At 56.6% G+C, this 22,996-nt stretch carries 20 protein-coding genes and 1 tRNA gene; 9 read left to right on the plus strand and 12 right to left on the minus strand.

The features are described 5' to 3' along the window. Positions 1-87 precede the first annotated feature (87 nt). Complete coding sequence (gene tig, locus RCJ00_RS01185; protein WP_316219756.1) at positions 88-1,431, minus strand: trigger factor; 1,344 nt, start codon at positions 1,429-1,431, stop codon at positions 88-90. A gap of 291 nt (positions 1,432-1,722) precedes the next feature. On the opposite strand from tig, the gene RCJ00_RS01190 reads away from it, so the two are divergent. After that, positions 1,723-2,505 carry a hypothetical protein gene (locus RCJ00_RS01190; protein ID WP_316219758.1) on the plus strand — a complete coding sequence of 261 codons (783 nt, stop codon included), beginning with the start codon at positions 1,723-1,725 and terminating at the stop codon, positions 2,503-2,505. Here the strand turns inward: RCJ00_RS01190 and RCJ00_RS01195 are convergent. The 3 genes from RCJ00_RS01195 to RCJ00_RS01205 all read right to left on the minus strand — a co-directional run bounded on the left by RCJ00_RS01195 (position 2,502) and on the right by RCJ00_RS01205 (position 4,880). Continuing rightward, positions 2,502-3,740, minus strand: coding sequence for a dicarboxylate/amino acid:cation symporter (locus RCJ00_RS01195; RefSeq protein ID WP_316219759.1), 1,239 nt, complete (start codon positions 3,738-3,740; stop codon positions 2,502-2,504). The two genes, RCJ00_RS01190 and RCJ00_RS01195, sit on opposite strands and share 4 nt — an antisense overlap. A gap of 120 nt (positions 3,741-3,860) precedes the next feature. Then, on the minus strand, positions 3,861-4,709 hold the full coding sequence (locus tag RCJ00_RS01200; protein ID WP_316219760.1) for an AraC family transcriptional regulator: 849 nt from the start codon (positions 4,707-4,709) through the stop codon (positions 3,861-3,863). An 86-nt stretch (positions 4,710-4,795) separates the two neighbouring features. Beyond that, positions 4,796-4,880: transfer RNA gene (locus tag RCJ00_RS01205), tRNA-Leu, on the minus strand. A 450-nt stretch (positions 4,881-5,330) separates the two neighbouring features. Here RCJ00_RS01205 and RCJ00_RS01210 point away from each other — a divergent pair. The 8 genes from RCJ00_RS01210 to RCJ00_RS01245 all read left to right on the plus strand — a co-directional run bounded on the left by RCJ00_RS01210 (position 5,331) and on the right by RCJ00_RS01245 (position 16,212). Continuing rightward, positions 5,331-5,669, plus strand: a complete 339-nt coding sequence (locus RCJ00_RS01210) for a P-II family nitrogen regulator (protein WP_018080099.1) — start codon at positions 5,331-5,333, stop codon at positions 5,667-5,669. Positions 5,670-5,729: 60 nt separating this feature from the next. Beyond that, positions 5,730-7,136 (plus strand): type I glutamate--ammonia ligase, encoded by a 1,407-nt coding sequence (gene glnA / locus RCJ00_RS01215; RefSeq protein WP_316219764.1) that lies wholly within the window; start codon positions 5,730-5,732, stop codon positions 7,134-7,136. 323 nt (positions 7,137-7,459) lie between these two features. Beyond that, positions 7,460-8,914: an ammonium transporter gene (locus RCJ00_RS01220; protein WP_316219766.1), complete on the plus strand. Its 1,455-nt coding sequence runs from the start codon at positions 7,460-7,462 to the stop codon at positions 8,912-8,914. A 713-nt stretch (positions 8,915-9,627) separates the two neighbouring features. Beyond that, positions 9,628-10,290 (plus strand): TorF family putative porin, encoded by a 663-nt coding sequence (locus RCJ00_RS01225; RefSeq protein ID WP_316219767.1) that lies wholly within the window; start codon positions 9,628-9,630, stop codon positions 10,288-10,290. Between the two features lie 124 nt (positions 10,291-10,414). After that, on the plus strand, positions 10,415-12,523 hold the full coding sequence (gene parE, locus RCJ00_RS01230) for a DNA topoisomerase IV subunit B (RefSeq protein ID WP_316219768.1): 2,109 nt from the start codon (positions 10,415-10,417) through the stop codon (positions 12,521-12,523). Positions 12,524-12,736: 213 nt separating this feature from the next. Next, entirely contained in the window at positions 12,737-14,206 is a 1,470-nt protein-coding gene (locus RCJ00_RS01235) for a DEAD/DEAH box helicase (RefSeq protein ID WP_316219769.1), read from the plus strand. 129 nt (positions 14,207-14,335) lie between these two features. After that, positions 14,336-15,394 (plus strand): GGDEF domain-containing protein, encoded by a 1,059-nt coding sequence (locus RCJ00_RS01240; protein WP_316219770.1) that lies wholly within the window; start codon positions 14,336-14,338, stop codon positions 15,392-15,394. Positions 15,395-15,468: 74 nt separating this feature from the next. After that, positions 15,469-16,212: a lysophospholipid acyltransferase family protein gene (locus tag RCJ00_RS01245; protein WP_316219771.1), complete on the plus strand. Its 744-nt coding sequence runs from the start codon at positions 15,469-15,471 to the stop codon at positions 16,210-16,212. Here RCJ00_RS01245 and RCJ00_RS01250 read toward each other — a convergent pair whose 3' ends face one another. From RCJ00_RS01250 to RCJ00_RS01285, 8 genes are read right to left on the minus strand one after another with little or no spacing between them, the layout of a single operon-like run. Then, positions 16,213-16,599 (minus strand): HesB/IscA family protein, encoded by a 387-nt coding sequence (locus RCJ00_RS01250; RefSeq protein WP_316219772.1) that lies wholly within the window; start codon positions 16,597-16,599, stop codon positions 16,213-16,215. Positions 16,600-16,601: 2 nt separating this feature from the next. Next, positions 16,602-16,994 (minus strand): SUF system Fe-S cluster assembly protein, encoded by a 393-nt coding sequence (locus tag RCJ00_RS01255; protein ID WP_411267513.1) that lies wholly within the window; start codon positions 16,992-16,994, stop codon positions 16,602-16,604. Between the two features lie 12 nt (positions 16,995-17,006). Then, positions 17,007-18,221, minus strand: coding sequence for an aminotransferase class V-fold PLP-dependent enzyme (locus tag RCJ00_RS01260; RefSeq protein ID WP_316219773.1), 1,215 nt, complete (start codon positions 18,219-18,221; stop codon positions 17,007-17,009). Further along, positions 18,211-19,089, minus strand: coding sequence for a Fe-S cluster assembly protein SufD (gene sufD / locus RCJ00_RS01265; RefSeq protein ID WP_316219774.1), 879 nt, complete (start codon positions 19,087-19,089; stop codon positions 18,211-18,213). Before sufD ends, RCJ00_RS01260 begins: the two co-directional genes overlap by 11 nt. Further along, entirely contained in the window at positions 19,090-19,839 is a 750-nt protein-coding gene (gene sufC, locus RCJ00_RS01270; RefSeq protein WP_316219776.1) for a Fe-S cluster assembly ATPase SufC, read from the minus strand. Positions 19,840-19,850: 11 nt separating this feature from the next. Then, complete coding sequence (gene sufB / locus RCJ00_RS01275) at positions 19,851-21,317, minus strand: Fe-S cluster assembly protein SufB (RefSeq protein WP_316219777.1); 1,467 nt, start codon at positions 21,315-21,317, stop codon at positions 19,851-19,853. Beyond that, on the minus strand, positions 21,317-22,441 hold the full coding sequence (locus RCJ00_RS01280; RefSeq protein WP_316219779.1) for a cysteine desulfurase family protein: 1,125 nt from the start codon (positions 22,439-22,441) through the stop codon (positions 21,317-21,319). The genes sufB and RCJ00_RS01280 overlap by 1 nt, the downstream gene beginning before the upstream one ends. Positions 22,442-22,444: 3 nt before the next feature. Further along, positions 22,445-22,987 (minus strand): Rrf2 family transcriptional regulator, encoded by a 543-nt coding sequence (locus tag RCJ00_RS01285; RefSeq protein ID WP_316219781.1) that lies wholly within the window; start codon positions 22,985-22,987, stop codon positions 22,445-22,447. Positions 22,988-22,996: the final 9 nt, after the last annotated feature.

Here is a 22,996-nt window from a genome sequence, read left to right on the forward strand (position 1 = left end):
AGTTTCAGCGCCACCCCGGTTCTATGAATAGACAAAAAAAAGAGGCCCCAAACGGGGCCTCTTTCCTATGACTTGCAGACGACAAGCTTATGCGTCTTCGTCTTCTTTCAGAAGGTCTTCCTTGCTGATCGGCGCTTCCGTTACCTTGGCGAGCGAGAAGATCAGGTCGCAGACTTTTTCTTCGTAGATCGGCGCGCGGATTTGCGCGGCAGCGCCGGGGTTCTTGGTATAGAATTCGAACACCTGGCGTTCCTGACCCGGATAGTTGCGGGCTTCCTGCATGATCGCCTGATTGACTTCCTGGTCGGTGACCTGGACGTTCTGGCGTGTGCCGATTTCGGCGAGTACCAGACCCAGGCGCACACGGCGCTCGGCGATCTTCATGTACTCGTCCTTCAGTTCCTGCTCGGACTTGTTCGAATCTTCTTCGGCGAGCTGGCCATTGGCCTTGTCTTGCTCGACTTGCGCCCAGATGCCATTGAACTCGGCTTCAAGCATGCGCTTGGGCAGTTCGAAATCGTGCTTTTCATCAAGGACATCGAGAAGCTGACGCTTCATCTTGAAGCGCGACGCCTGACCATATTGTTGTTGCAGTTGGGTCTTCAGGATGTCCTTCAGCGCGTCCAGGCTTTCCAGACCGAGGCTCTTGGCCAGCTCGTCGTCGGCTTCGCCTTCCTTCGGCGCCAGGATGTCCTGAACCGTCGTTTCGAAAGTCGCGGCCTTGCCGGCCAGGTTGGCGGCGCCGTAGTTTTCCGGGAAGGTGACGTTGAGCGTCTTGGTCTCGCCCTTTTTCGCACCGATCAATTGCTCTTCGAAGCCCGGGATGAACTGGCCCGAGCCGATGATCAGTTCAGCACCTTCGGCCGAGCCGCCTTCAAACGCCTCGTCGCCGATCTTGCCAACGAAGTCGATGATCAGCTTGTCGCCGTCGGCAGCCTTGACGGTCTTGCCAGTCTTGACTTCAAATTGCTTGGAGCCCGCAACGACGGTCTTCAGGGCTTCGTCGATATCGGCATCGGTCGGCTCATAAACCGGGCGGGTCAGTTCGACCGTGTTCGGTTCAACCGGGGTGAAGATCGGCATCATTTCGACGGCGATTTCATAGGCCAGGTCCGCCTTGCCTTCGATAACGCCTTCGATGTCGCCAATGGGCTTCAGTTCAGGCTGGCTGGCGGGACGGATGTTGGCATCGCTCATCGCCTTTTGGGTCGTTTCGTTCAGGGTTTCCTGAATGATTTCGCCCATCAGTTCCTTGCCGTACATCTTGCGGACGTGCGCCTGCGGCACCTTGCCCGGACGGAAGCCCTTGATATTCATCTTGGGGGCCATTTCGGCAATCTTGGCGTCCAGCTTTTGTGTCAGATCGCCCTTAGCGATGGTGACTTCGAGGACGCGGCTCAGGCCTTCATTCAGTTTTTCAACGACTTGCATCGATCAGTTACCTTATGCCGGTTTGGTCCCTGACCTCTCGTCAGACCCGCACGGGCGGTTAAAAATAGCGACAAAGCGCCCCTGGCTGGCAGGGACGCCGAAAGATGAGCCCTTATGGCATGATTGCGGATCAGGTCAACGTTTATGTCGGGTGTTAGACGCCTATTGTCCGAAAATTCATGGGCATGGAACCGGCCACGGTCAAAATCAGGGTCTGTTTCGGCATCACTTTCGTCCTGATTTTTTGCAAAAGCCCGTATAAACTTCATCTGGTCCTATCCGGAGGTTGGCTTGCGCACCCTTATTTGTTTTATCGTTCTGGCTTCAGGTGCTGTAACCGCCTGCAAACCCGCGCCGCCCCCCCAAAGAGCCGAAGGTATAGATCCGACCTTTGAAGGTTCGGAGGATGAAAAGCGCACCATGGCGGTCGAAGCGGCCCTGATCGCCGCCTACCCCGGCCTTGCCGTTCGCAATGATCGCGATCTGACCATTTTTCACAAAGGGGAGCAGATCACCAGCTACCGCAACGATCCGACGGGGTGTCAGCGCTATTTCCTAACCGGCGTCTTGAAATTGCGCGACAAGGCCGGCGATACCTACCCCGTCGCCGGTGTCACATGCCACTTCGCCAACTCCGAAAACACCTATCTGGTTTTGCCCAACAGCGACAAATACCTCGTCCATGAGGATGCTTCCGCCTCACCGGATGGCCGCTACCTCGTCTCCGGTTTCGATCGGGCGGACAAGACGCAAGGCAGTCTGGCTATCGCGGAGTGGCCAAAGGTGCGCGACGTCGTTATCTTTCCAGCGCATTGCAAAGGCATAGTCTGGCGCGACGGCACCCATTTCTCGGCGACCTGCTGGCATAATGACGGGCCAAACGAAGCCAATCCGTATGACAGCTTTGCCTTCTATTTCAAAGCTGAGATCAGTCTTGACGCGGCCGGAAAATGGCAGATGGTTGCGACGCAGTGGGTTGATCGCGATACCTATCAGCCTAAGACGGTAGATAAGCCCCTTTATCACTTTACGGCCGTACCGCCCCCCGCCCCGCATTTCGATAAATCGACCTAGACCTTTATCTCTTCTTCCTTGTCGAGTTGCCCTTCCCACTTAGCGATCACCGCCGACGCGACGCTGTTCCCCAATACGTTGGTGGCGGATCGTCCCATGTCGAGTAGGTGGTCCACGCCCAGGACAAGCGCGATCCATTCCGCGGGCAATCCGAAATAGGCCAGGGTCGCCATGATGACCACAAGAGAGGCGCGCGGCACGCCGGCAATGCCTTTGGACGTTATCAGCAGTAGGAACAGCATCATGATGATCTGCGCCGTGGTGAAATGCACGCCGTACGCCTGGGCAATAAACAGCGTTGCGAAGGTGCAATAGATCATCGAGCCGTCAAGATTGAAAGAATATCCCAGTGGCAGGACGAACGAAACGATCTTGCGCGAGATGCCGACGGTCGGCAGGCCGGCCAGAAGCTTCGGATAGGCCGCTTCGGAACTGGCGGTGGAAAACGCCAGCAGGGTTGGTTCGCGAATAACGCTCAGCAGACGCAGCATGCGGCCGCCCAAAAACAGGAATCCCAGCAGGATCAGCAATCCCCACAAGACGCCCATGGCGCCGTAAAACCCGGCCATGAACTTGGCGTAGGTGATCAAAATGGGAAGGCCTTGCTCTGACACAGTCTTGGCCAGGGCGCCGAAAATGGCGAAGGGCGCGAACTTCATCACCACTTCGGTGACCTTGAGCATGATAGCCGATGCTTCTTCCGCCAACTCCATGACACGCGGCGACTTCTTTTCAAGCATAGATATGGCGGTGCCAACGAAGACGGCGAAAATGACGATCTGGAGGATCTCGTTGTCCGCCATGGCCTTGATTATCGAACTCGGAATCAGGTGTTCGACAAATTTTTCGATTGTGAAGCCTTCGGTCGACGGCACCTTGACGGCCTCACCGGCCATTTGCAGGCTCATGCCGACACCGGGCTTCAGCCATTCGACCATAAGAATGCCGATAACCAGCGACACGATCGACATAGCCAGAAACCACGCCAGAGACTTAAGGCCAACACGGCCTACGGAGGCGGCATCTTCCATATGTCCGATACCGGCGATTAAGGTGAATAACACCAATGGCGCTATGATCATCTTGATCAGGGTGATGAAGATCTTTGTCAGCAATCCATAGATCATGGTTGCCGTCTTGAGGTTTTCAGCCGTCAGATATTCGTGGCTGGCCCAGCCCGCGCCTACGCCCGCCACCATGGCGAACAGGATAAACAGCGCAAATTTCGACTTCATGGAAGCTCCCTCAAACAGCCTTGTCTACGAACACTAGACGAGGTGTCGAAGATGCGCCAGCCCTGTATCGTGCCCCGTCCTATGTTGGGAGTCCGTGCCGTCGAAAATCCCGGTCGAACGTCACGCCTCAACGGCGATCCAGATTTCCACACCGCCCTCGCCTGTGCGGCCGTTGAACTCCGGGCCATATTTTTCGAAAAACGGCGCATGTTTTACGCGAAGGCCGGATTCGGGCAACCACTTGTCCCAGATGGTCGACCAGGTTGCTCGCAAACCGGAAATATGGCCGGTGTGAACAAAGCGGGCATAGGTTTGGGGCGTGATTCGAACGGTTGAAAATTCCGGTGGAAGGTCGGCATCGGGGGAAACCTCAACGCCGGCCATGTAGTCGATGGCATTGTCGGACTGATTGTAACAGACGCCGTAGGTCGTATATGGATCGCCGATTCGTCCCGGGACATCGGGCAGATATGGCCCGAATTTTTGCCACAGCATCGGTATGGCCGCTGTTTCTTCGCCGCGGTAATGGCCGCTCAGGCCGCCGATGCATATCGCCTGTCCTGCGATGAGCGTGTGCGGGCTGGGGATATCGATTAGCGCTTTGTCCATAATGAAGGGTTCCTGCAATTTTATGCCATATAGCGACTTCCGGTCGCGTACCTGCTCGGGCGTGAGCCCGAACTGATCGCGAAATGCACGGGTGAAGGCTTCATGCGATCCGTAACCGGCTTCCAGTGCGACGCTAAGTATATCGCCCGCCCCACCCGCCAGCCGTTTCGCCGCTTCCGACAGTCGCCGGGCGCGCACATAGGCCATGACCGGCACGCCCATACGCACATCGAAAACGCGCGTCATGTGGAACCGGCTGACACCGGCGTGAGCGGCGATATCGTCGAGTGTTATGGTCGTATCGAAGCGGTTTTCGATAAACCACAAGGCCTTGGCGGCAGGATGGACGGCAGAATTCACGGATTTCACCTCACGGAGCGACTTTAGGCCGGGCGGCGGAGGTCCATTTGATCAGAATTGCGCTGTGAAGAAAAGAAATAGGAAACTGGTGCGGATGAGAGGACTCGAACCTCCACGCCTTGCAGCGCTGGAACCTAAACCCAGTGCGTCTACCAGTTCCGCCACATCCGCATGTCAGCTTTCAGGCTCCGGACTGTTACAGACGCCGTCCGAAGGGGCGCTCTGTGACGCAAAGCGCGGACGTCGTCAAGCCAATATGCATGAGTTGCGCATGAGTAGCGAAAATATGAAATGTTGCGGTGCGGAAATTTGCTCGTTTTTCACCTTGATTCCGCGGTCTAAGCGCCTAATCTGATTGCAGATGAGACGGGTTTTCGTCCTTTATGCGAATCAACCGGCCGCCTTGGGTAAATTTTCTCTTTATATGTGGTGAAATCGCGCTAAAACGCATTTTCCTTTTGTATTTGCCGAAGGCAAAGGCTAAAGGCCGACCACCTCGCGTTCACGCATCGTAATAAATTCTTACAGCCATGTGAGATGGCACGTTGGAAATGCGCTTGCATTCTTGCGCAATGCAAACAAGTTACGGGGCTGAACGGTCTATAGTTTTATGGATATATCATGAAAAAGATAGAAGCCGTCATCAAACCCTTTAAGCTCGATGAAGTGAAGGAAGCCCTTCAGGAAATCGGCGTACAAGGCATGACCGTGCTGGAGGCCAAGGGATATGGCCGCCAGAAGGGCCACTCGGAACTCTACCGTGGGGCCGAATACGTTGTTGATTTTCTTCCGAAGATCAAGATCGAACTGGTTGTTGCCGACGACCTCGCACCGGCCGCCCTGGAGGCAATCCAAACGGCGGCGCGCACGGGCAAAATCGGTGATGGCAAGATTTTTGTGAGCGACGTCCTTGATGTCGTCCGCATCAGAACCGGGGAATCCGGCCCGCAGGCGGTCTAACAGGCCGAGGCGTTCCGCCTTCTCTACTTTTAAATCTACAGGCTTAATGGGGCGTCAAATATGACCGCAGCAGACATTCTCAAGCTCATCAAGGAAAAGGACGTCAAGTATGTTGACGTGCGTTTTTCCGACGTGAAGGGCAAACTCCAGCACGTGACCTTCGACATCGATCTCGTCGATGAGGATTTCCTGAATGACGGCACGATGTTCGACGGTTCGTCGATCGCCGGTTGGAAGGCCATCAACGAATCCGACATGAAGCTCCGCCCCGACCTGAAGACGGCCTATATCGATCCGTTCTATCAGCAGACGACGCTGTTCATGTTCTGCGATGTCGTGAACCCCGACACCAATGAACCGTACAACCGCGATCCGCGCTCGATCGCGAAGAAGGCCCTGGCCTACACGCAGTCAGCTGGTGTCGGCGATACCGTTTATTTCGGCCCAGAAGCCGAATTCTTCATGTTTGACGACGTCCGCTGGTCGATCGCGCCGGACAACACCGGTTATGCCTTCGATTCGACCGAATTGCCGCACAACTCGGCTAAGGTCTATCCTGAAGGCAATATGGGCCATCGCCCTGGACCTAAGGGCGGCTATTTCCCCGTCAATCCGGTCGACTCCGCCCAGGATCTGCGCGGTGAAATGCTTGCCGTCATGGGCGAATTGGGTATGGAACCGGAAAAGCATCACCACGAAGTGGCGCCCGCCCAGCACGAACTGGGTTTGAAGTTCTCGGACATGCTGACCATGGCCGACCGCACCCAGCTCTATAAGTACGTTGTTCAGAACGTTGCCCACGCCTATGGCAAGTCTGTGACCTTCATGGCCAAGCCGATGTTCGGTGACAACGGCTCGGGCATGCACGTTCACCAATCGATCTGGAAGAACGGTAAGCCGCTTTTCGCTGGCGACAAGTATGCCGGCCTGTCGGACCTGTGCCTGTGGTACATCGGCGGCATCATCAAGCACGCCAAGGCGATCAACGCCTTCTCGAACTCGACGACCAACAGCTACAAGCGCTTGGTTCCCGGCTACGAAGCGCCGGTCAAGCTTGCCTATTCTGCGCGTAACCGTTCGGCCTCGATCCGTATTCCGTGGGTATCTTCGCCGAAGGGCAAGCGCCTGGAAGCTCGCTTCCCGGATCCGATGGGCAACCCCTATCTGACCTTCACCGCCTTGCTGATGGCGGGCCTCGACGGTATCGAAAACCGTATCGATCCGGGCGCTCCGGCCGACAAGAACCTGTATGATCTGCCGCCCCAAGAGCAAAAGAACATCCCGGAAGTCTGCGGTTCGCTGCGTGAAGCGCTTGAGAACCTCGACAAGGATCGTGCCTTCCTTAAGAAGGGCGGCGTCATGGATGACGATTTCATCGACTCCTACATCGAACTGAAGATGGAAGAAGTGATGAACCTCGAACTGCGTCCACACCCGATCGAATTCGAGATGTATTACAAGTGCTAAGCTGAATATCTTGTCGAAAGACATGAATTTTGCGACAGGCCGTCCTTCAGGGGGCGGCCTGTTTTTTTTGGTGTAAAGCAACACCGCTACCATGGTAAAAATATAATACTTATTGTAGTTTCATTTGTAATTAATATGGTTTCTATAGAAACCAATGTAAAAGGGCTTGATTTCACACGGTTTGCCGGCATTCCGACACATAAATGACGCAAATGCCCATGGGTACGGTCTTGACGCTTCGTTAACCCCATAATCCGCTTTGCGATAGTTTGAACTCGCTGCACTGTGAGCAGGTGCAATATCCGCTAACCAAGGGGGATACTTTGAAAACGTGGATCAAACTTTCGAGAGCGCTCGCTGCGGCGGCCGCTCTTCTGCTGGCGGCACCCGTCGCCAGTCATGCTCTCGCCCAGGAAGCCGCTTCGGCGTCAGCCGAGGCCGTGACGTCAGCTGCGGCTTCCGTCGCGGAATCGACGACGGCGTCTGTAGCCGCTGAGCCGGCCGCTGCGGCCCCTGCCCTTCTGGCATCTCAGAAACCGTTGGCGCTCGACGCCGCTGACACCACCTATCTAATCTTCTGTACCGCGATGGTGCTGATGATGACTCTGCCGGGCCTGGCGTTGTTCTACGGCGGTATGGTTCGTCGTAAGAATATCATCGCCACGGTTACTCAATCCGTTGGCGTGACCTGCGTTGTCGCGATTGTCTGGTGGGTCGTGTCCTACTCCATGGCATTTGGCACGGCCGTGAAGCCCATGTTCGGCTTATCGGCCGACACATTGAATCTGTTCTTCGGTGGTTTCGACAATATTATGCTGAAGGCGGTCACGCCGACAACGGCATATATGGCTACCGCCAAGGTGCCGGAATTCACCTGGATTTCTTACCAGATGACATTCGCCATCATCACGCCGGCGCTCATCACCGGCGCGTTTGCTGAGCGCGTTAAGTTCTCTGGCCTGCTGCTGTTCATGGTTCTGTGGTCGATCTTGGTTTACGCCCCGATCTGTCACATGGTGTGGGGCGGCGGTATTCTGTCGAAGTGGGGCGTGCTCGACTTCGCTGGTGGCGCGGTCGTTCACTGTAACTCGGGTGTTGCCGGCCTCGTCTGCGCCCTGTTCCTCGGTCGTCGTAAGGGCTATGGCACGGACTCCATGCCGGCCAATAACCCTGTCTACATCATGATCGGCGCCTCGTTGCTCTTCGTCGGCTGGATCGGTTTCAATGCCGGTTCGGAATGGTCGGGCGACTCCATCGCTTCCGCCGCCTTGCTAAACACCATCCTCGCCACCTGCGTCGGCGGCGTGTCCTGGAAGATCGTCGAGTGGATCTTCCGCGGCAAGCCTTCGCTGATCGGTATCCTGTCGGGCATGGTCGCTGGTCTTGTCGTCATTACCCCGGCTTGCGGCTTCGTCAATCCGACCGGTGCGATGATCTGCGGCCTTCTGGCGGGTCCGGTGTGTTATGCGTCCGCGACCTGGATCAAGAAACTGCTCGGCTATGATGACTCTCTCGACGCCTTCGGCATCCATGGCGCAGGCGGTATCTTGGGCGCAATTCTGACGGGCTGGCTTGCCGATCCTGTTATCAACTCCCTGGGCAAGGATCACAATGTCATCGCCCAGTTGAAGGGCCTGGCCGTCACCATTCTGTGGTCGGCGATAGGAACCCTGATTATCCTCATTATCTGCAAATTCACGACGGGCCTGCGCGTGACGGCAGATCAGGAAGAGGCTGGTCTCGACTCGTCCCTTCATGACGAAGTTATGGATCACTAAGCTACAACCTTAATCAGTTGCACAAAAGAGACGGGGCACCCTCGCGGTGCCTCGTTTTTTTATTAACTAGCTAAATTTATTGAATTTATATAATGGTGCCAATGTGTCACAGGTTGGTGTTATTTTTGCACAGGCGTTGGCGGCGAAATGTAAATATGTATTTTGATGAAGCGTCTTAGATGAAGGCGCGGGAACCGATCGGATGGGGTTTGGCACATAAATGTAATTCTGAGGACACTTAATCTTCTGATCGATTCTGCGACTGTTACGACGGCTGTGCCGGAACTGCAGTCACCTCTGAAAATCCCCGCTCTTTTTGCTGCAAGGTCGGCGTAAGCCAATTTGTGGAGGGTGTGGGACCGGTATCCATCGACCTGTTCGATCTTTTTTGTTGCGTTGCGTCAAAATCGCGTCAGCGAGTGCCTGATTTTATTGGCGTTTTGATTGCAAATTTGTGACAGGTGGGTGAAGGAAAGCAGTGTTTTCTATATTCGCAAAGTTGCCGAAACCCGCGCAAAGCTAAGCAGCATAAGGAATGCCAAGACACAATAAACGTTGTAAATATACATCAAGGTCTCTTTAAATGAGAATGGGGGCCTTTGCTCACCCCAAAAACTTGCTAAATTAACCTTGGTTTTACCGACGCGCCTACAATCGCCATATGGTCGGCTACTGTGTTTAGCCGGCACCAACAACTGAACTGGGATATGAACATGAAAAAGACTCTTCTTGTCGCCGCTGTGGCTATCAGCGCTCTTTTCGCCGGCGGAGCCGCCATGGCTCAAGGTGAGACCGCTAGCCTGAGCTACAACCTCGGCGTCACCAGCGACTATGTCTGGCGCGGTGTTTCGCAAACGGATGGCAAGGCTGCCCTGCAGGGCGGCATCGACTATAAGAAGGGCTTGTTCTACGCTGGCGCCTGGGCTTCCAACGTCGATTTCGCTGACAGCGATGGCCATAAGGCCAGCACCGAGCTGGATCTGTACATGGGTCTGACGCCGACCGCCGGCAAGTTCAACTTTGACTTCGGTGTCATCGCCTACACCTACCCGGGTGCCGATGACGGTTCTGACTTCAATGTTACCGAACTTAAGGCCGCTGTCAGCCATCCTATGGGCAAGGGTACTGTTGGCCTGGCCTTCTACCTGCCGACCGAGAGCCTCGAAGATCCGTACTACGAAGTTAACATGGCCTACCCGCTGTCGGACAAGTGGACTGTCTCGGGTGCCCTGGGCAACTACGAAGGCGCTGGCTACACCACGAAGAACTTCGGTGTAACCTATGCCATCACCCCGTCGTTGGGTTTTGACGTGCGCTGGGCTGACGCCTCGAAGCTGCCTTCGACCTTGTCGGCCTCGCTGAAGGCCACTTTCTAAATTCTAAGCCTGACCAAGGGTAAAGAAACATCTGGCCGCGAACCTTCGGGTTTGCGGCCTTTTTTGTTGTGCATTTGTTCTTGCTTCCTTATGAGTTGGAACCGAATCACTACATGTTTCGGATATGACCTCCAGTAGCCAGCATTCTTTATTCGGCGGCGAAGAGCCCGCCTCCCCTGCTTCGCAGCCTACTGCGAAGACGGCAGGTGCGCCTGTGCCCTCCGTGTCGACCGACGTATCGTCCGCGCCAGTTGCGGAGACCGTCAAGCCCGTCGCCAAGCCCCATCAACCGGCAACGGTGGACGCCGGGTATGGGGCTTCAAGCATTGAAGTCCTGGAGGGGCTCGAGCCCGTGCGCAAACGCCCGGGGATGTACATTGGTGGTACTGACGAAAAAGCACTGCACCACCTGTTCGCTGAAGTGCTCGATAACGCCATGGATGAGGCCGTAGCGGGTCACGCCAAGGCGATATGGGTTGAGTTGGATAAGGATGGTTATCTTAGCGTTCGCGACGATGGTCGGGGCATTCCAGTCGATCCGCATCCTAAATATCCCGGCAAGTCGGCGCTTGAAGTGGTTATGACCATGCTGCATTCCGGCGGCAAATTCTCCGGCAAGGCTTACGAAACGTCCGGTGGTCTGCATGGTGTCGGCATTTCTGTCGTCAATGCCCTGTCGGAAAAGCTGGAAGTCACTGTCTGGCGCGACGGCTTCGAATGGCAGCAGAGCTTCTCCAAGGGGCACAAGCTGACTGACGTTGTTCAGGTGGGGCCATCCAAGAAGAAGGGGACGCTTGAGCGTTTCCTGCCCGATCCGGAAATTTTCGGCCAGGGGGCACATTTTAAGCCGGCGCGCCTGTACCGTATGGCAAAGGCCAAGGCGTATCTGTTCCGTGGCGTGCAGATTTTCTGGAAATGCGCGCCCGACCTTATTCACGATCAGACACCGGCAGAAGACAAGTTCTATTTCCCTAACGGCCTGGCCGACTATCTGGCCGAACGCGTAAAGGACACTGAGACCCTTAGCGAAATCTTCTCCGGCCGCGTCGAGCGTAAGGGCGAAGCCGGTGCCGTCGAATGGGCTGTTGTATGGTCCGGTGCTGGATTTGGCGAATATGACGGCTTTTGCCAGAGCTATTGTAACACTATCCCAACACCCGACGGCGGCACCCATGAAGCGGGCCTACGCGCCGCCTTGACCCGCTCTCTCAAATCCTATGCGGAAATGACGGGCGACAAACGCGGGGGCTTGATCACCGCGGAAGACGTCGCCGCCCAAGCCGGCATCGTCATTTCCGTGTTCATCCGCAACCCTGAATTTCAGGGTCAGACGAAGGATCGCCTGTCCTCCAGTGATGCCCAGCGCTTGGTCGAAAGGGCCCTGGCCGATCCGTTTGACCATTGGCTGACCTCTTCGCCAAAGCAGGCCGATCGCATTCTACAGTTCATCGTGGAACGCGCCGAAGAGCGTCTGAAGCGGCGCAAGGACAAGGAAGTCGCGCGTGCGTCGGCGACCCGCAAGCTGCGCTTGCCCGGCAAGTTGGCCGATTGCGCCCGCCAGGATGCCATCGGCACCGAACTCTTTATCGTCGAAGGGGATTCCGCCGGCGGCTCAGCCAAACAGGGCCGTAACCGCAACACTCAGGCGATACTGCCGTTGCGGGGTAAGATCTTGAACGTTGCGTCTGCGACAGGCGATAAGATGCGCGCCAATGCCGAATTGTCCGATCTCGGCCTGGCGCTCGGGGTCCAGCCCGGCGCCAAGTTCAAGGATAGCGATCTGCGGTATGAACGCATTATCATCATGACAGATGCCGACGTAGACGGAGCTCACATTGCCTCTCTGCTTATTACCTTCTTCTATCGGACCATGCCGGGTATGATTCGAAACGGTAATTTGTTCCTGGCCATGCCCCCCCTTTACCGGATAAGTCATGGTAAGGAAACGCATTACGCCAAGGACGATGCGCACCGAGCCGAGATTTTGGCCAAGCATTTCAAGGGTAAGAAAGCTGAAATCGGCCGTTTCAAAGGTCTGGGCGAAATGATGCCTGCACAACTCAAAGAAACGACCATGGACCCAAAGACCCGTACCTTGGCACGTGTTACCTTGCCTCATGACGAGGAAGATATCGAGGATTTGGTCGAGACGCTGATGGGCCGCAAGCCGGAACTGCGTTATCGTTATATTCAGGATCACGCTGAATTTGCCGTCAATGATCTCGACGTTTAACCGGTAGTCTCAAGAAAAACCTGTTAATTGTTGCGAATTCTGATATCAGACACGCGCGGGCCTTAAGTGGTCTGCGCGTGTCGATGCATTTGCGACCATGGAATTCGCTGTATCGGTACAGGCCGCCCATCTTTAGCGCCACGATCGGCGCGCCGGCTTACCATCCCGCAAGTTCGTTTGCCTGATCGTAAGCCTTTCCGACCAAAGAGTGTCATGACGAAATTTACCGATCTCGGCCTGAGCGAACAAGTGCTCAGAGCCGTCGCCGAAACAGGCTACGATACACCGACCGCAATCCAGGAACAGGCGATCCCGGTTGCGCTGACTGGGCTGGACGTCCTGGGCATTGCCCAAACTGGCACAGGCAAGACCGCCGCCTTTACCCTCCCGATGATCGAGCGCCTGGCCGCGGGCCGCTCCAAGGCGCGCATGCCGCGCTCAATCGTATTGGCGCCGACACGCGAACTGGCCGATCAGGTCGCCGAAGCCTTCGAAAAATACGCCAAGTATCACAAGCTGAGCTGGGCCCTGCTCATTGGCGGTGTATCCATGGCCGATCAGGTGACCAAGCTGGACAAGGGGGTCGACGTATTGATCGCGACGCCGGGCCGTTTGCTTGATCTGTTCGAACGCTCGAAGGTTATGCTCAATGGCGTGCAGATCATGGTCGTCGATGAAGCTGACCGCATGTTGGACATGGGCTTCATTCCCGATATTGAGCGCATCTTCAAGCTGACCCCGCCTACCCGCCAGACCCTATTCTTCTCCGCGACCATGCCGCCGGAAATCACGCGCCTGACAGAAGCGTTTCTCAAAAATCCGGTGCGCATCGAAGTGGCGCGTCCCGCCTCGACGAACGAGAACATTACGCAGTACGTTTTGCGCGTGCCGTACAAGGACGTTCGAGCCAAGCGTATTGCCCTGCGCGCCCTGCTCAAGACTCTGGACATTAAGAACGGCATCGTCTTCTGCAATCGCAAGACAGACGTTGATATCGTCGCTAAATCACTCAGCGTTCATGGCTTCAACGCTGCCCCTATTCATGGCGATCTAGACCAAGCGCTGCGTACCCGCACGTTGGAATCCTTCCGTAAGGGGGAACTCACCTTGCTGGTCGCCTCCGATGTCGCTGCTCGCGGGCTGGATATTCCGGCGGTTGGACACGTATTCAATTTTGATGCGCCCATCCATGCCGACGACTATGTTCACCGTATCGGTCGTACCGGCCGCGCCGGCCGTTCCGGCGAAGCCTATTTGCTGCTGTCTCCGCAGGACGAAAAAAATTACGACAAGGTCGTCAAGCTGATTAAAAAGGATCCGGCCGTCCTTGAGCTTGATATCGACTATTCGCAACTCAATGACGCGCCCCGCACGTCCGAGCGGGCGCCGCGACGCGAATCAGGTAAGGGCCGCGGGCGTGACCGGGATCGTGATCACAAGCCCAAAGAGGCGACAGCCGAGCGAATCGCGCCGCCGGAACCCTTAATCGCTGAAAAAAGTACAAAATCCGCAGAGGTCGCAATTGAAGTTGCGTCAGTGCCTCAAGCGCCCAAGCGTGAGCCGCGCCGTCCTGCCGCTAAGGAAAAAAGAGCAGAAAATTCAAATGCTAATGTGGATGTTGGCGCGCCTTTCGGTGAGCATATGCCTGCCTTCATGATGCGTCCGGTTAAGATCAAAGCTTAAAATTTGCAGAGATTTTGATTTTTTCGTTAACCGCCTGTCAGAGAAGTTCGTCTAATATCTCGGCGTTATCCGAAGAATCGGGTGACACCGAGAGCGCCAGGGGAGGCGTCCGAAAGGGCGCCATAACGAATGAACAACGACATAGAGATCAGCGTCCGCAGCCCCGCCGCGTATGCTTTGGCTGGCGAAGCCTTGCGATTGATGCAGGATCACGGCGTTTGGCCCACTCCTCTCAATTACGAACTTTGGCTCTACGTCGCCGGCGATCCCGAATGTCCGCTCGCTCAGGAAATTCAGCGTCTCATAGCCGCAGGTGAAGTTATCACCGAGGATGTTTCTGAAAGCCTGGCGTCAAAATTCATCGCCCGTCTGAAGTTGAATGATGAGGTACGCGACGCGGGTCTTAAGCTGACGCGCGAACTGGCCTCCATCACCGAAGTCATTGTTGACGCACAGAAGGCGCAGAAGACATATGGCGAGACGCTGGAAGGCGCCAAACGCTCGATGAGCGAAGTCGAAACGCTTTCCTTGCGCGGGCTGATTGACAGCCTGACCGAAGCCACCAATGCTGTCCTGTCGCAACACAATCAGCTCGAAAATCGCCTGACGGAATCGTCGCGCGAGGTGAATCGCCTGCGCAAGCATCTCGATCAGGTGCGTATGGAAGCGATGACTGACGCGCTGACCAATCTGGCTAACCGCAAATCGTTTGATGAGGCGCTGGATACGCACTGTGGTGGCGAGGACCTGTCGTCCGTGTTGACGCTGGCCGTCATCGATATTGACCATTTCAAACGTTTCAATGATACATGGGGCCACCAGACGGGCGACCAGGTTCTGCGATATGTCGCCTCAGTCCTTGCGCGTATTGGCCGTCCGCCGCGCCTGGCAGCCCGTTACGGCGGAGAAGAATTCGGCCTGCTCTTCCCAGGGGAAAGCTCAGCCACGGTGGAACGTCTGCTCAACGAAGCGCGCACTGAGATTGCTTCGCGTGTCCTTAAGCGCCGTTCGACCAACGAAGATTTGGGTACCGTCACCATTTCAGCCGGTGTGGCGCAACGTGAATATGGCGAAGACTCCTTCGACCTGCTCGACCGCGCCGACAAGGCCTTGTACATATCGAAAAATAACGGGCGTAACCGCGTAACTGTCGCAGAAGACATAAACGCCGCTTCGTCCGCCGCCTGATCCCTTTTGTCGATAAGAGTTGACAGCTGATTTGAACAATGTTCAAATCAGTGTCGTCATTTGGGGGATATCTTATGCGCAGTTTTGCGTTTGCGGTGGCTTATTGGTTTTTGTCGGTTGCCTATAGTTGTATGGCCTTGGTACTGACGCTGCTGCCGGGGCGTCAGCCCGTGAAATGGATTATCAAGCGCTATACTCGCCGTATGGTCCAGGCGATGCACCTGTTTGCCGGCATCAAGCTGGAGGTCCGTGGCCGCCAGAATGTCCCGGATGTTCCCGTGATTTTCGCGTGTAAACATCATAGCTGGGGTGACGGTTTCTGCATCTATTCCCAATTCGATGATTTGGCCTTCGTAACCGGTGATCATCTCGAAAAATATCCCCTGATGAGCACCCTGCTCTCCAAGCTCGGCGCGATTGTGGTGAACAATTGCGGGGGGATCGAAGCTCGCAAGAATCTGGCTTCGCGGTCGGCCGACGCCGCGAAGGATGGCCGAAGCATCCTGATTTACCCGGAAGGGCATCTGAATGCGCCGGGCACCTATCGCCGCTACCGGTCGGGTGTTTGGCATATGATGAATAACTTCGATATGCAGGTGGTGCCGGTCGCCACCAATCTCGGCCTGTTCTGGCAGGAAGACCGCTATCGCAAAACGCCCGGCACGGCTGTGCTGGAATTCCTTGAACCTATCGCGCCAGGCATGGGCAAGGATGAATTCTTGACCGTTCTGCGTGACCGCATCGAAGCGCGTTCGCAAGCGTTGATTAGTGAGGCGACCGGAAAGCCTGTAACGCCGTCGGTTCTGGTAAACGACTGATTATTCGGCTTCAACCGGCTTTATGGTCACGCTCTCGCCGCAGCCGCAGGCGTCCGTCTCATTCGGATTATTGAACACGAACTTGGACGCCAGTTTGGTGGTCTCATAGTCGATGACCGTACCGACCAGATAAAGCACCGCCTTTGGTTCGATAAGGATCGTCACATCCTTATCGTGGATCACTTCATCGATTGGGCCGATGTCTTCGGCATAGGACAGGACATATTCCTGGCCGGCACAACCGCCCTGCTTCACACCGACACGCAGGCCGACATAGGGTTTGTCGGCACGCGCCATAATGGCCTTGACCTGCGTGGCCGCGGCGTCGGTCAAAGATACGACGGCGGGACGTGGGCGACGTGGGCGGGGGGTAAGTTCCATATTCATGATCAGAACATATTCAGTTGCAGCTTGGCTTCGTCGCTCATTTTGGACGAATCCCAAGGGGGATCGAAAACCAGATTGACCTCGGCGCTATTGATGCCCTTGACCGTCAAAACGGCCTCCTTGACCCAGCCCGGCATTTCGCCGGCCACGGGGCACCCTGGCGCCGTCAAGGTCATATCGACGACGACATCACGGTCGTCGGACACGTCCACCTTGTAGATCAGCCCCAGTTCATAGATGTCGACGGGAATTTCCGGATCGAACACCGTCTTGAAGGCCGCGATCAAGTCATCGGTCAGGCGCGCCAATTCCTCCTGCGCCAGCGCAGAGGGTTGGTTCGCCCCCATATCATCCAGGCTGAACAACGATTCTTGAGATTCAACGGTTTCGGTCATCGGACTCACACTCTAAGCGAAGAAGGATTGGGCCTTGGCCACAGCCTCGGCCAAAACGTCGATCTCGGCGTCTGTATTATATAGGGCGATCGAGGCGCGTACGGTAGAGGTCACGCCCAGACGGGTCATTAAAGGTTCGGCGCAGTGGGTACCGGCGCGCACCGCGACATTGTAGCGGTCGAGGATCTGGGCGACGTCGTGCGCATGGGCCTGCCCCAGGCTAAAGGTCAGGATCGCGCCCTTCCCTGGTGCTTCGCCATGAATGCGCAAGGAGTTGATGCGGCTCAAACGGTCATGGGCGCGTTGATAAAGCGCGTGTTCATGCGCCGCGATCTCGCCGCGGTCGAACTGCGCCAACCAGTCGATCGCGGCCTTCAGCCCAATGACCTCCAGGATCGCGGGCGTTCCTGCCTCGAAGCGATGCGGAGGCTCGTTCCACGTAATCTTTTCTTTGGATACGTGCGCGATCATTTCCCCGCCGCCCTGCCAAGGGGGCATGTTTTCGAGAATATCCGCTTTCGCGTAAAGAATGCCGAGGCCGGTGGGGCCATACAGCTTATGGGCAGAAAAGGCGTAAAAGTCGACGTCGAGTGCCTTCACATTCACCGGCAGGTGAACAACGCCTTGGCAGCCGTCGACCATAACCTTGGCGCCCACGCTATGCGCCTTGGCGACGATATCAGAAATCGGGTTTATAGTGCCCAGCACATTCGACATGTGGGTTACGGCGACCAGCTTGACCTTCGGCGTCAATAATTGATTGAACGCCGCCATGTCGAGCGACCCATCGTCGCGGATCGGGACATAGGTCAGTTTTACGCCCTTGCGTTGCGCCAGCATGTACCACGGAACGATATTGGCGTGGTGCTCCATCTCAGTCGTCAGGATCTCGTCGCCGGCCTGCAGGTGCTCGCCCCAGCTATAGGCGACCAGATTGATGGCCTCGGTCGCGGACTTGGTGAAGACGATCTCGTTGGTCTGCGCGCCGATGAACCGTGCAACGGTTTCACGGCCCGCCTCGTAGGCGTCCGTCGTCTCGTTGGCCAGGGTATGCAATCCGCGATGGACATTGGCGTAAGAATGGCGCATGGCCGCGCTCATCGCGTCGATAACGGCATTCGGCTTTTGCGCGCTGGCGCCGCTATCGAGATAGATCAGCGGCTTGCCCTTGATCTCGCGCGACAGGATCGGGAAGTCGGCGCGGGCTTTTTCAACGTCAAAGGGCATGGAAATCTCCCGATGCGTTTTCAAGGAATGACAGGACGCGGGCGCGTAAGCCCTCGTCTTCGATCTGATCGGCGACGGGCAGAACGAACGCATGTGTCAGCATGGCGCGGGCCATGTCTTCGGGAATGCCGCGGCTCTGACAGAAGAACAGAGCCTCTTCGTCGAGCGCACCAATGGTATTGCCATGGGCGCATTGAACGTCGTCTGCGTAGATTTCAAGCTCGGGCTTGGCGCGGATATGCGCGCCATCGTTCAGGATCAACGCCTGGTGACGCATCCGCGCGTCCGTGCCATCCGCGCCCTTTTCAACCAGGATACGACCCTGGAAGACGGCGGTCGCCTGATCCTTCACCAATCCTTTGATCAACTGCTGAGTGACGCCGTCCACATCGCTATGATTGACGCGCGTCGTCAGGTCGAAATGGCGCTTGTCCTTCAGCAGATAGGCACCGTGCAGTTCGACCTGTGCGCCGTGGCCGGCATGGTTGACGTGGGTTTCGAAGCGCTGAAAGTGAGCGCCGGTCGAAAAGACATATTGTCTGAACACGCTGCCGGGCGCTGTCTCAACGATTGATTGGCGGATGGAGACAGTCGTCTCGGCTTCATCCAATATGACAATGCGGGTTAGAGATGCGCCTTCGCCCAGCGTAAACCGAAGGTCTTCGTGCACAACCGGCGCGGACGTGTCGTATACGTCGAAGCGTGTGACGGTCTCGCCCGCCGGCACGGTGACGGTTTCGGAATGGCGATGCACGTCCGACGTCGGCGGCACGACGCGCAGCGCCCGCGACAAGTCGGAATATTTCCATTCCTCCTGACGGCGGGTCGGATAGGACGACGGATCGAAAATGTCGATATGAGTCAACATTTACGCCGCTTCTCCGGCATAACGGTCATAACCGTTGGCTTCCAGCTCCAGCGCCAGCTCTGAACCGCCTGAACGGACGATCCGGCCGGCGACCAGCACGTGAACGCGGTCCGGTTTGATATGATCGAGCAATCGTTGATAGTGGGTGATGACCAGCATGCCCCGGTCCGGCGCACGCAAGGCATTGACCCCATCCGACACCACTTTAAGGGCGTCAATGTCCAGACCGGAATCGGTTTCGTCGAGGATAAGGAACTTCGGTTCCAGAAGCGCCATTTGAAGCACTTCCATGCGCTTCTTTTCGCCGCCCGAAAAGCCGACATTTAGCGGACGCTTCAGCATATCCATGTCTATTTTTAACGTCTTGGCGACCTCACGCACACGCTTCAGGAAGTCCGGCGCAGACATTTCGGCTTCACCCCGCAGTTTGCGCTGCGCGTTCAATGCGGTGCGCAGGAAGGTCAGAGCCGGCACGCCAGGAATTTCCAGCGGATACTGAAACGACAGGTACAGCCCGGCGGCGGCGCGTTCATGCACGTCCTTGTCCATCAGGTCTTCGCCGTTGAACATGACTGTCCCGCTGGCAATTTGATAGTTCGGTCGTCCAGCGAGGGCGTACCCCAGGGTCGATTTGCCAGCGCCGTTTGGTCCCATGATGGCATGGACCTCTCCGGCCGGAACATCGAGCGTCAGCCCCTTGAGGATCGTCTTGGCGTCAACGGAGACGGTTAAGTCTTTGATCGAAAGCATGTCAATAATTCCTAACCCACCGAGCCTTCAAGGCTGATGGCGACGAGTTTTTGTGCCTCTACGGCGAATTCCATGGGCAGTTCCTGCAAGACGTCGCGGACGAAGCCGTTGACGAGAAGCGCTACCGCTTCTTCCTGGCTGAGGCCGCGTTGCATGGCATAGAACAGTTGATCTTCTGACAGGCGCGTGGTGGTCGCTTCATGTTCGAACTGGGCTTTCGCCGTATCGCTCTCGACATAGGGCACCGTGTGGGCCGCGCAGGTCTTGCCGATCAGCAGGCTGTCGCATTGCGTGAAGTTACGTGCGCCTGAGGCTTTGGCATGGGCTGAGACCAGGCCGCGATAGGTGTTCGACGATTTACCCGCCGACACGCCTTTGGAAATAATGCGCGACCGCGTGTTCTTGCCCAGATGGATCATCTTGGTGCCGGTGTCGGCCTGTTGGGCGCCGTTGGTGACGGCGATCGAGTAGAATTCCCCAACGCTGTCGTCGCCGCGCAGGATGCAGGACGGATATTTCCATGTGACGGCCGAGCCGGTTTCGACCTGGGTCCACGACACCTTGGAACGTGCCCCTCGGCAATCGGCGCGCTTGGTCACGAAATTGTAGATGCCGCCCTTGCCCTCCGCGTCGCCGGGATACCAGTTCTGCACCGTCGAATATTTGATTTCGGCGTCGTCCAGCGCGACGAGTTCGACCACGGCGGCGTGAAGCTGATTTTCGTCCCGTTGCGGCGCGGTACACCCTTCCAGGTACGACACATAGGCGCCCTTGTCGGCGATGATCAGGGTGCGTTCGAACTGGCCTGTATTTTCCGCATTGATGCGGAAATAGGTCGACAATTCCATTGGGCATCGGACGCCCGGTGGGACATAGACAAACGATCCGTCGGAAAAGACGGCGGCGTTCAAGGCGGCGAAATAGTTATCGGATACGGGCACGACCGAGCCGAGATATTGCCGCACCAGATCAGGATATTCACGCAAAGCTTCTGAAATCGCGCAGAAAATCACGCCCGACTTCTTAAGCTCGTCCTTGAAGGTCGTGATGACAGACACCGAATCGAAGACAGCATCAACGGCGTATTTCGGCGCACCGACCACGCCTGCCAGCACTTCCTGTTCGCGCAACGGGATGCCAAGCTTTTCATAGGTTCTCAGCAGTTCGGGGTCGATTTCATCAAGTGATTTTGGGCCGTCTTTTTTCTTCGGCGCGGCGTAGAAATAGAGGTCCTGGTAATCCACCTTCTGGTAATGCACCTTGGCCCAGTCGGGTTCTTCCATTGTCAACCAGCGCTCGTAAGCGGCCAGTCGCATCTCCAGCATCCATTCCGGCTCATTCTTCTTGGCCGAAATGAATCGCACGATATCGGCATTCAACCCCTTGGGGGCGAACTCCATGGCAATGTCGGTGACGAACCCGTGCTCATAGGTTTCGAGCTTGGCGACCGTATCTATGGTTTCCTTGACGGCGGCCATCAGGCGACTTCTCCAGTTACACGCAAATTATTGTGACGCTTCAAATACACTTCATAACCCTTTGACCAAACGGTCAAAAATTTCTGCCAATCGTCGGGCTGTGTCGTCCAGCCCCCGGATACGCGCAAAACCTTGTCGGCCAGATCGGGCCACCCCATCGCCGTTACCACGCGACTGGACTTCACCTTGCCGGATGAACAGGCGGATCCGGATGAGACGCAGATACCGGCCATATCCATATGGATCAGTTGCAGCGACGACGCCCAACCCGGCTGAGCCATATATAAAATGCCCCGAACCCGATCGGCGGCTTCACCCAATATGGTGATGCCTAACGCCTTTAAGGCGGTCTCTACCGATTTTTGTGCGCTGCATAAATCGTCGCTCACTCCGTGGCAAGCCTTAAGCGCCGCGGCGAATGCCGCGATACCGGGAATATTTTCCGTCCCCGCGCGCAATCCCAATTCCTGGCCGCTACCCCCGATTAGGGCTTTCAAGGTACGGTCGCGGTTGTATATCAGCGCACCGACGCCCTGCCCGCCACCGATCTTGTGTGCGCTCAGCGCCAAAGAGTCCGCCTCCAGAGCATTGAAATCGATATTGATTTTGCCAAGCGCCTGAACGGCATCGACGTGCAGCCAGCCGTCACAGGCGTGAACCAGCGCCGCCACTGTGGCAATGTCACTAATGACGCCGGTTTCGTTGTTGGCCAGCATCACAGATACGAACGGCCGCCCCGGGTGATCCAGCAGCCGAGACAGGGCGTCGAGGTCGACAGCGCCATCGGCCGTAAGGGGCGCTACGGCCGCCCCGGCAACCGCGCCATAAATGCTGTCGTGTTCGCCGGCAGAGACAATGACGTAATCGAATGCCTGCGCCTGATGCAGGGCTTGCGCATTGGCTTCGGTGCCGCCTGAGGTAAAGACCAGCCCGCCTGTACCGATAGCGTTGACGCCCGCCAGAATATCGGCGCGCGCCTCTTCGAGGAGCAGCTTGGCCTTGCGGCCCAGACTGTGAACCGAAGACGCATTACTGCCCAGATCCGACGCACGCATAAAAGCCTCGCGCGCTTCGGGACGAAGCGGCGATGTCGCGGCGTGATCGAGGTAAAGGATGTCGGCCAAGCCCTAGGCCTCCATAAAGGACGATTTCGCCGGTTCAGGCGAGGTGATTTGAACCTTTTTGCGCGTCCGGCGCCGTATAATATCTTCCAATGAGACCTGAGACAGGTAATCGTGAATGGCGACGCCGAGATCTTCCCACAAATTATGGGTCAGGCAGCGTTGACCGCCCGGCATGCAGCCGATTTCACGAACGGCCTGATCTTTGGATAGCCGCTTATTCGCGCCCAGCTTGTTGGAGGTCAGTTCGCAGCGCGTCGCCTTTATTGGCTCATCGACCGCCAATACGATTTCCGACACATAGAGTGCTCCCGCGTCGCGGGCCAAGGTGTAGCCGCCGCCGGGACCGCGCGCGCTTCTGACGAGACCGGCCTTACGCAGTCGGGCGAACAATTGCTCGAGGTAGGACAGGGAGATCTGCTGTCGCTCGGAAATTTCGGACAGCGAAATCGGCCGTCCCCTGTCACTTCCCTTTTCGGTCGGACGGGCATTCAGCGCCAGATCGGTCATTGCCATGACCGCATAACGTCCCTTTGTCGATAAACGCATGGATGTCTT

Source organism: Asticcacaulis aquihabitans (genome assembly GCF_032490435.1).
Taxonomy (GTDB): domain Bacteria; phylum Pseudomonadota; class Alphaproteobacteria; order Caulobacterales; family Caulobacteraceae; genus Asticcacaulis.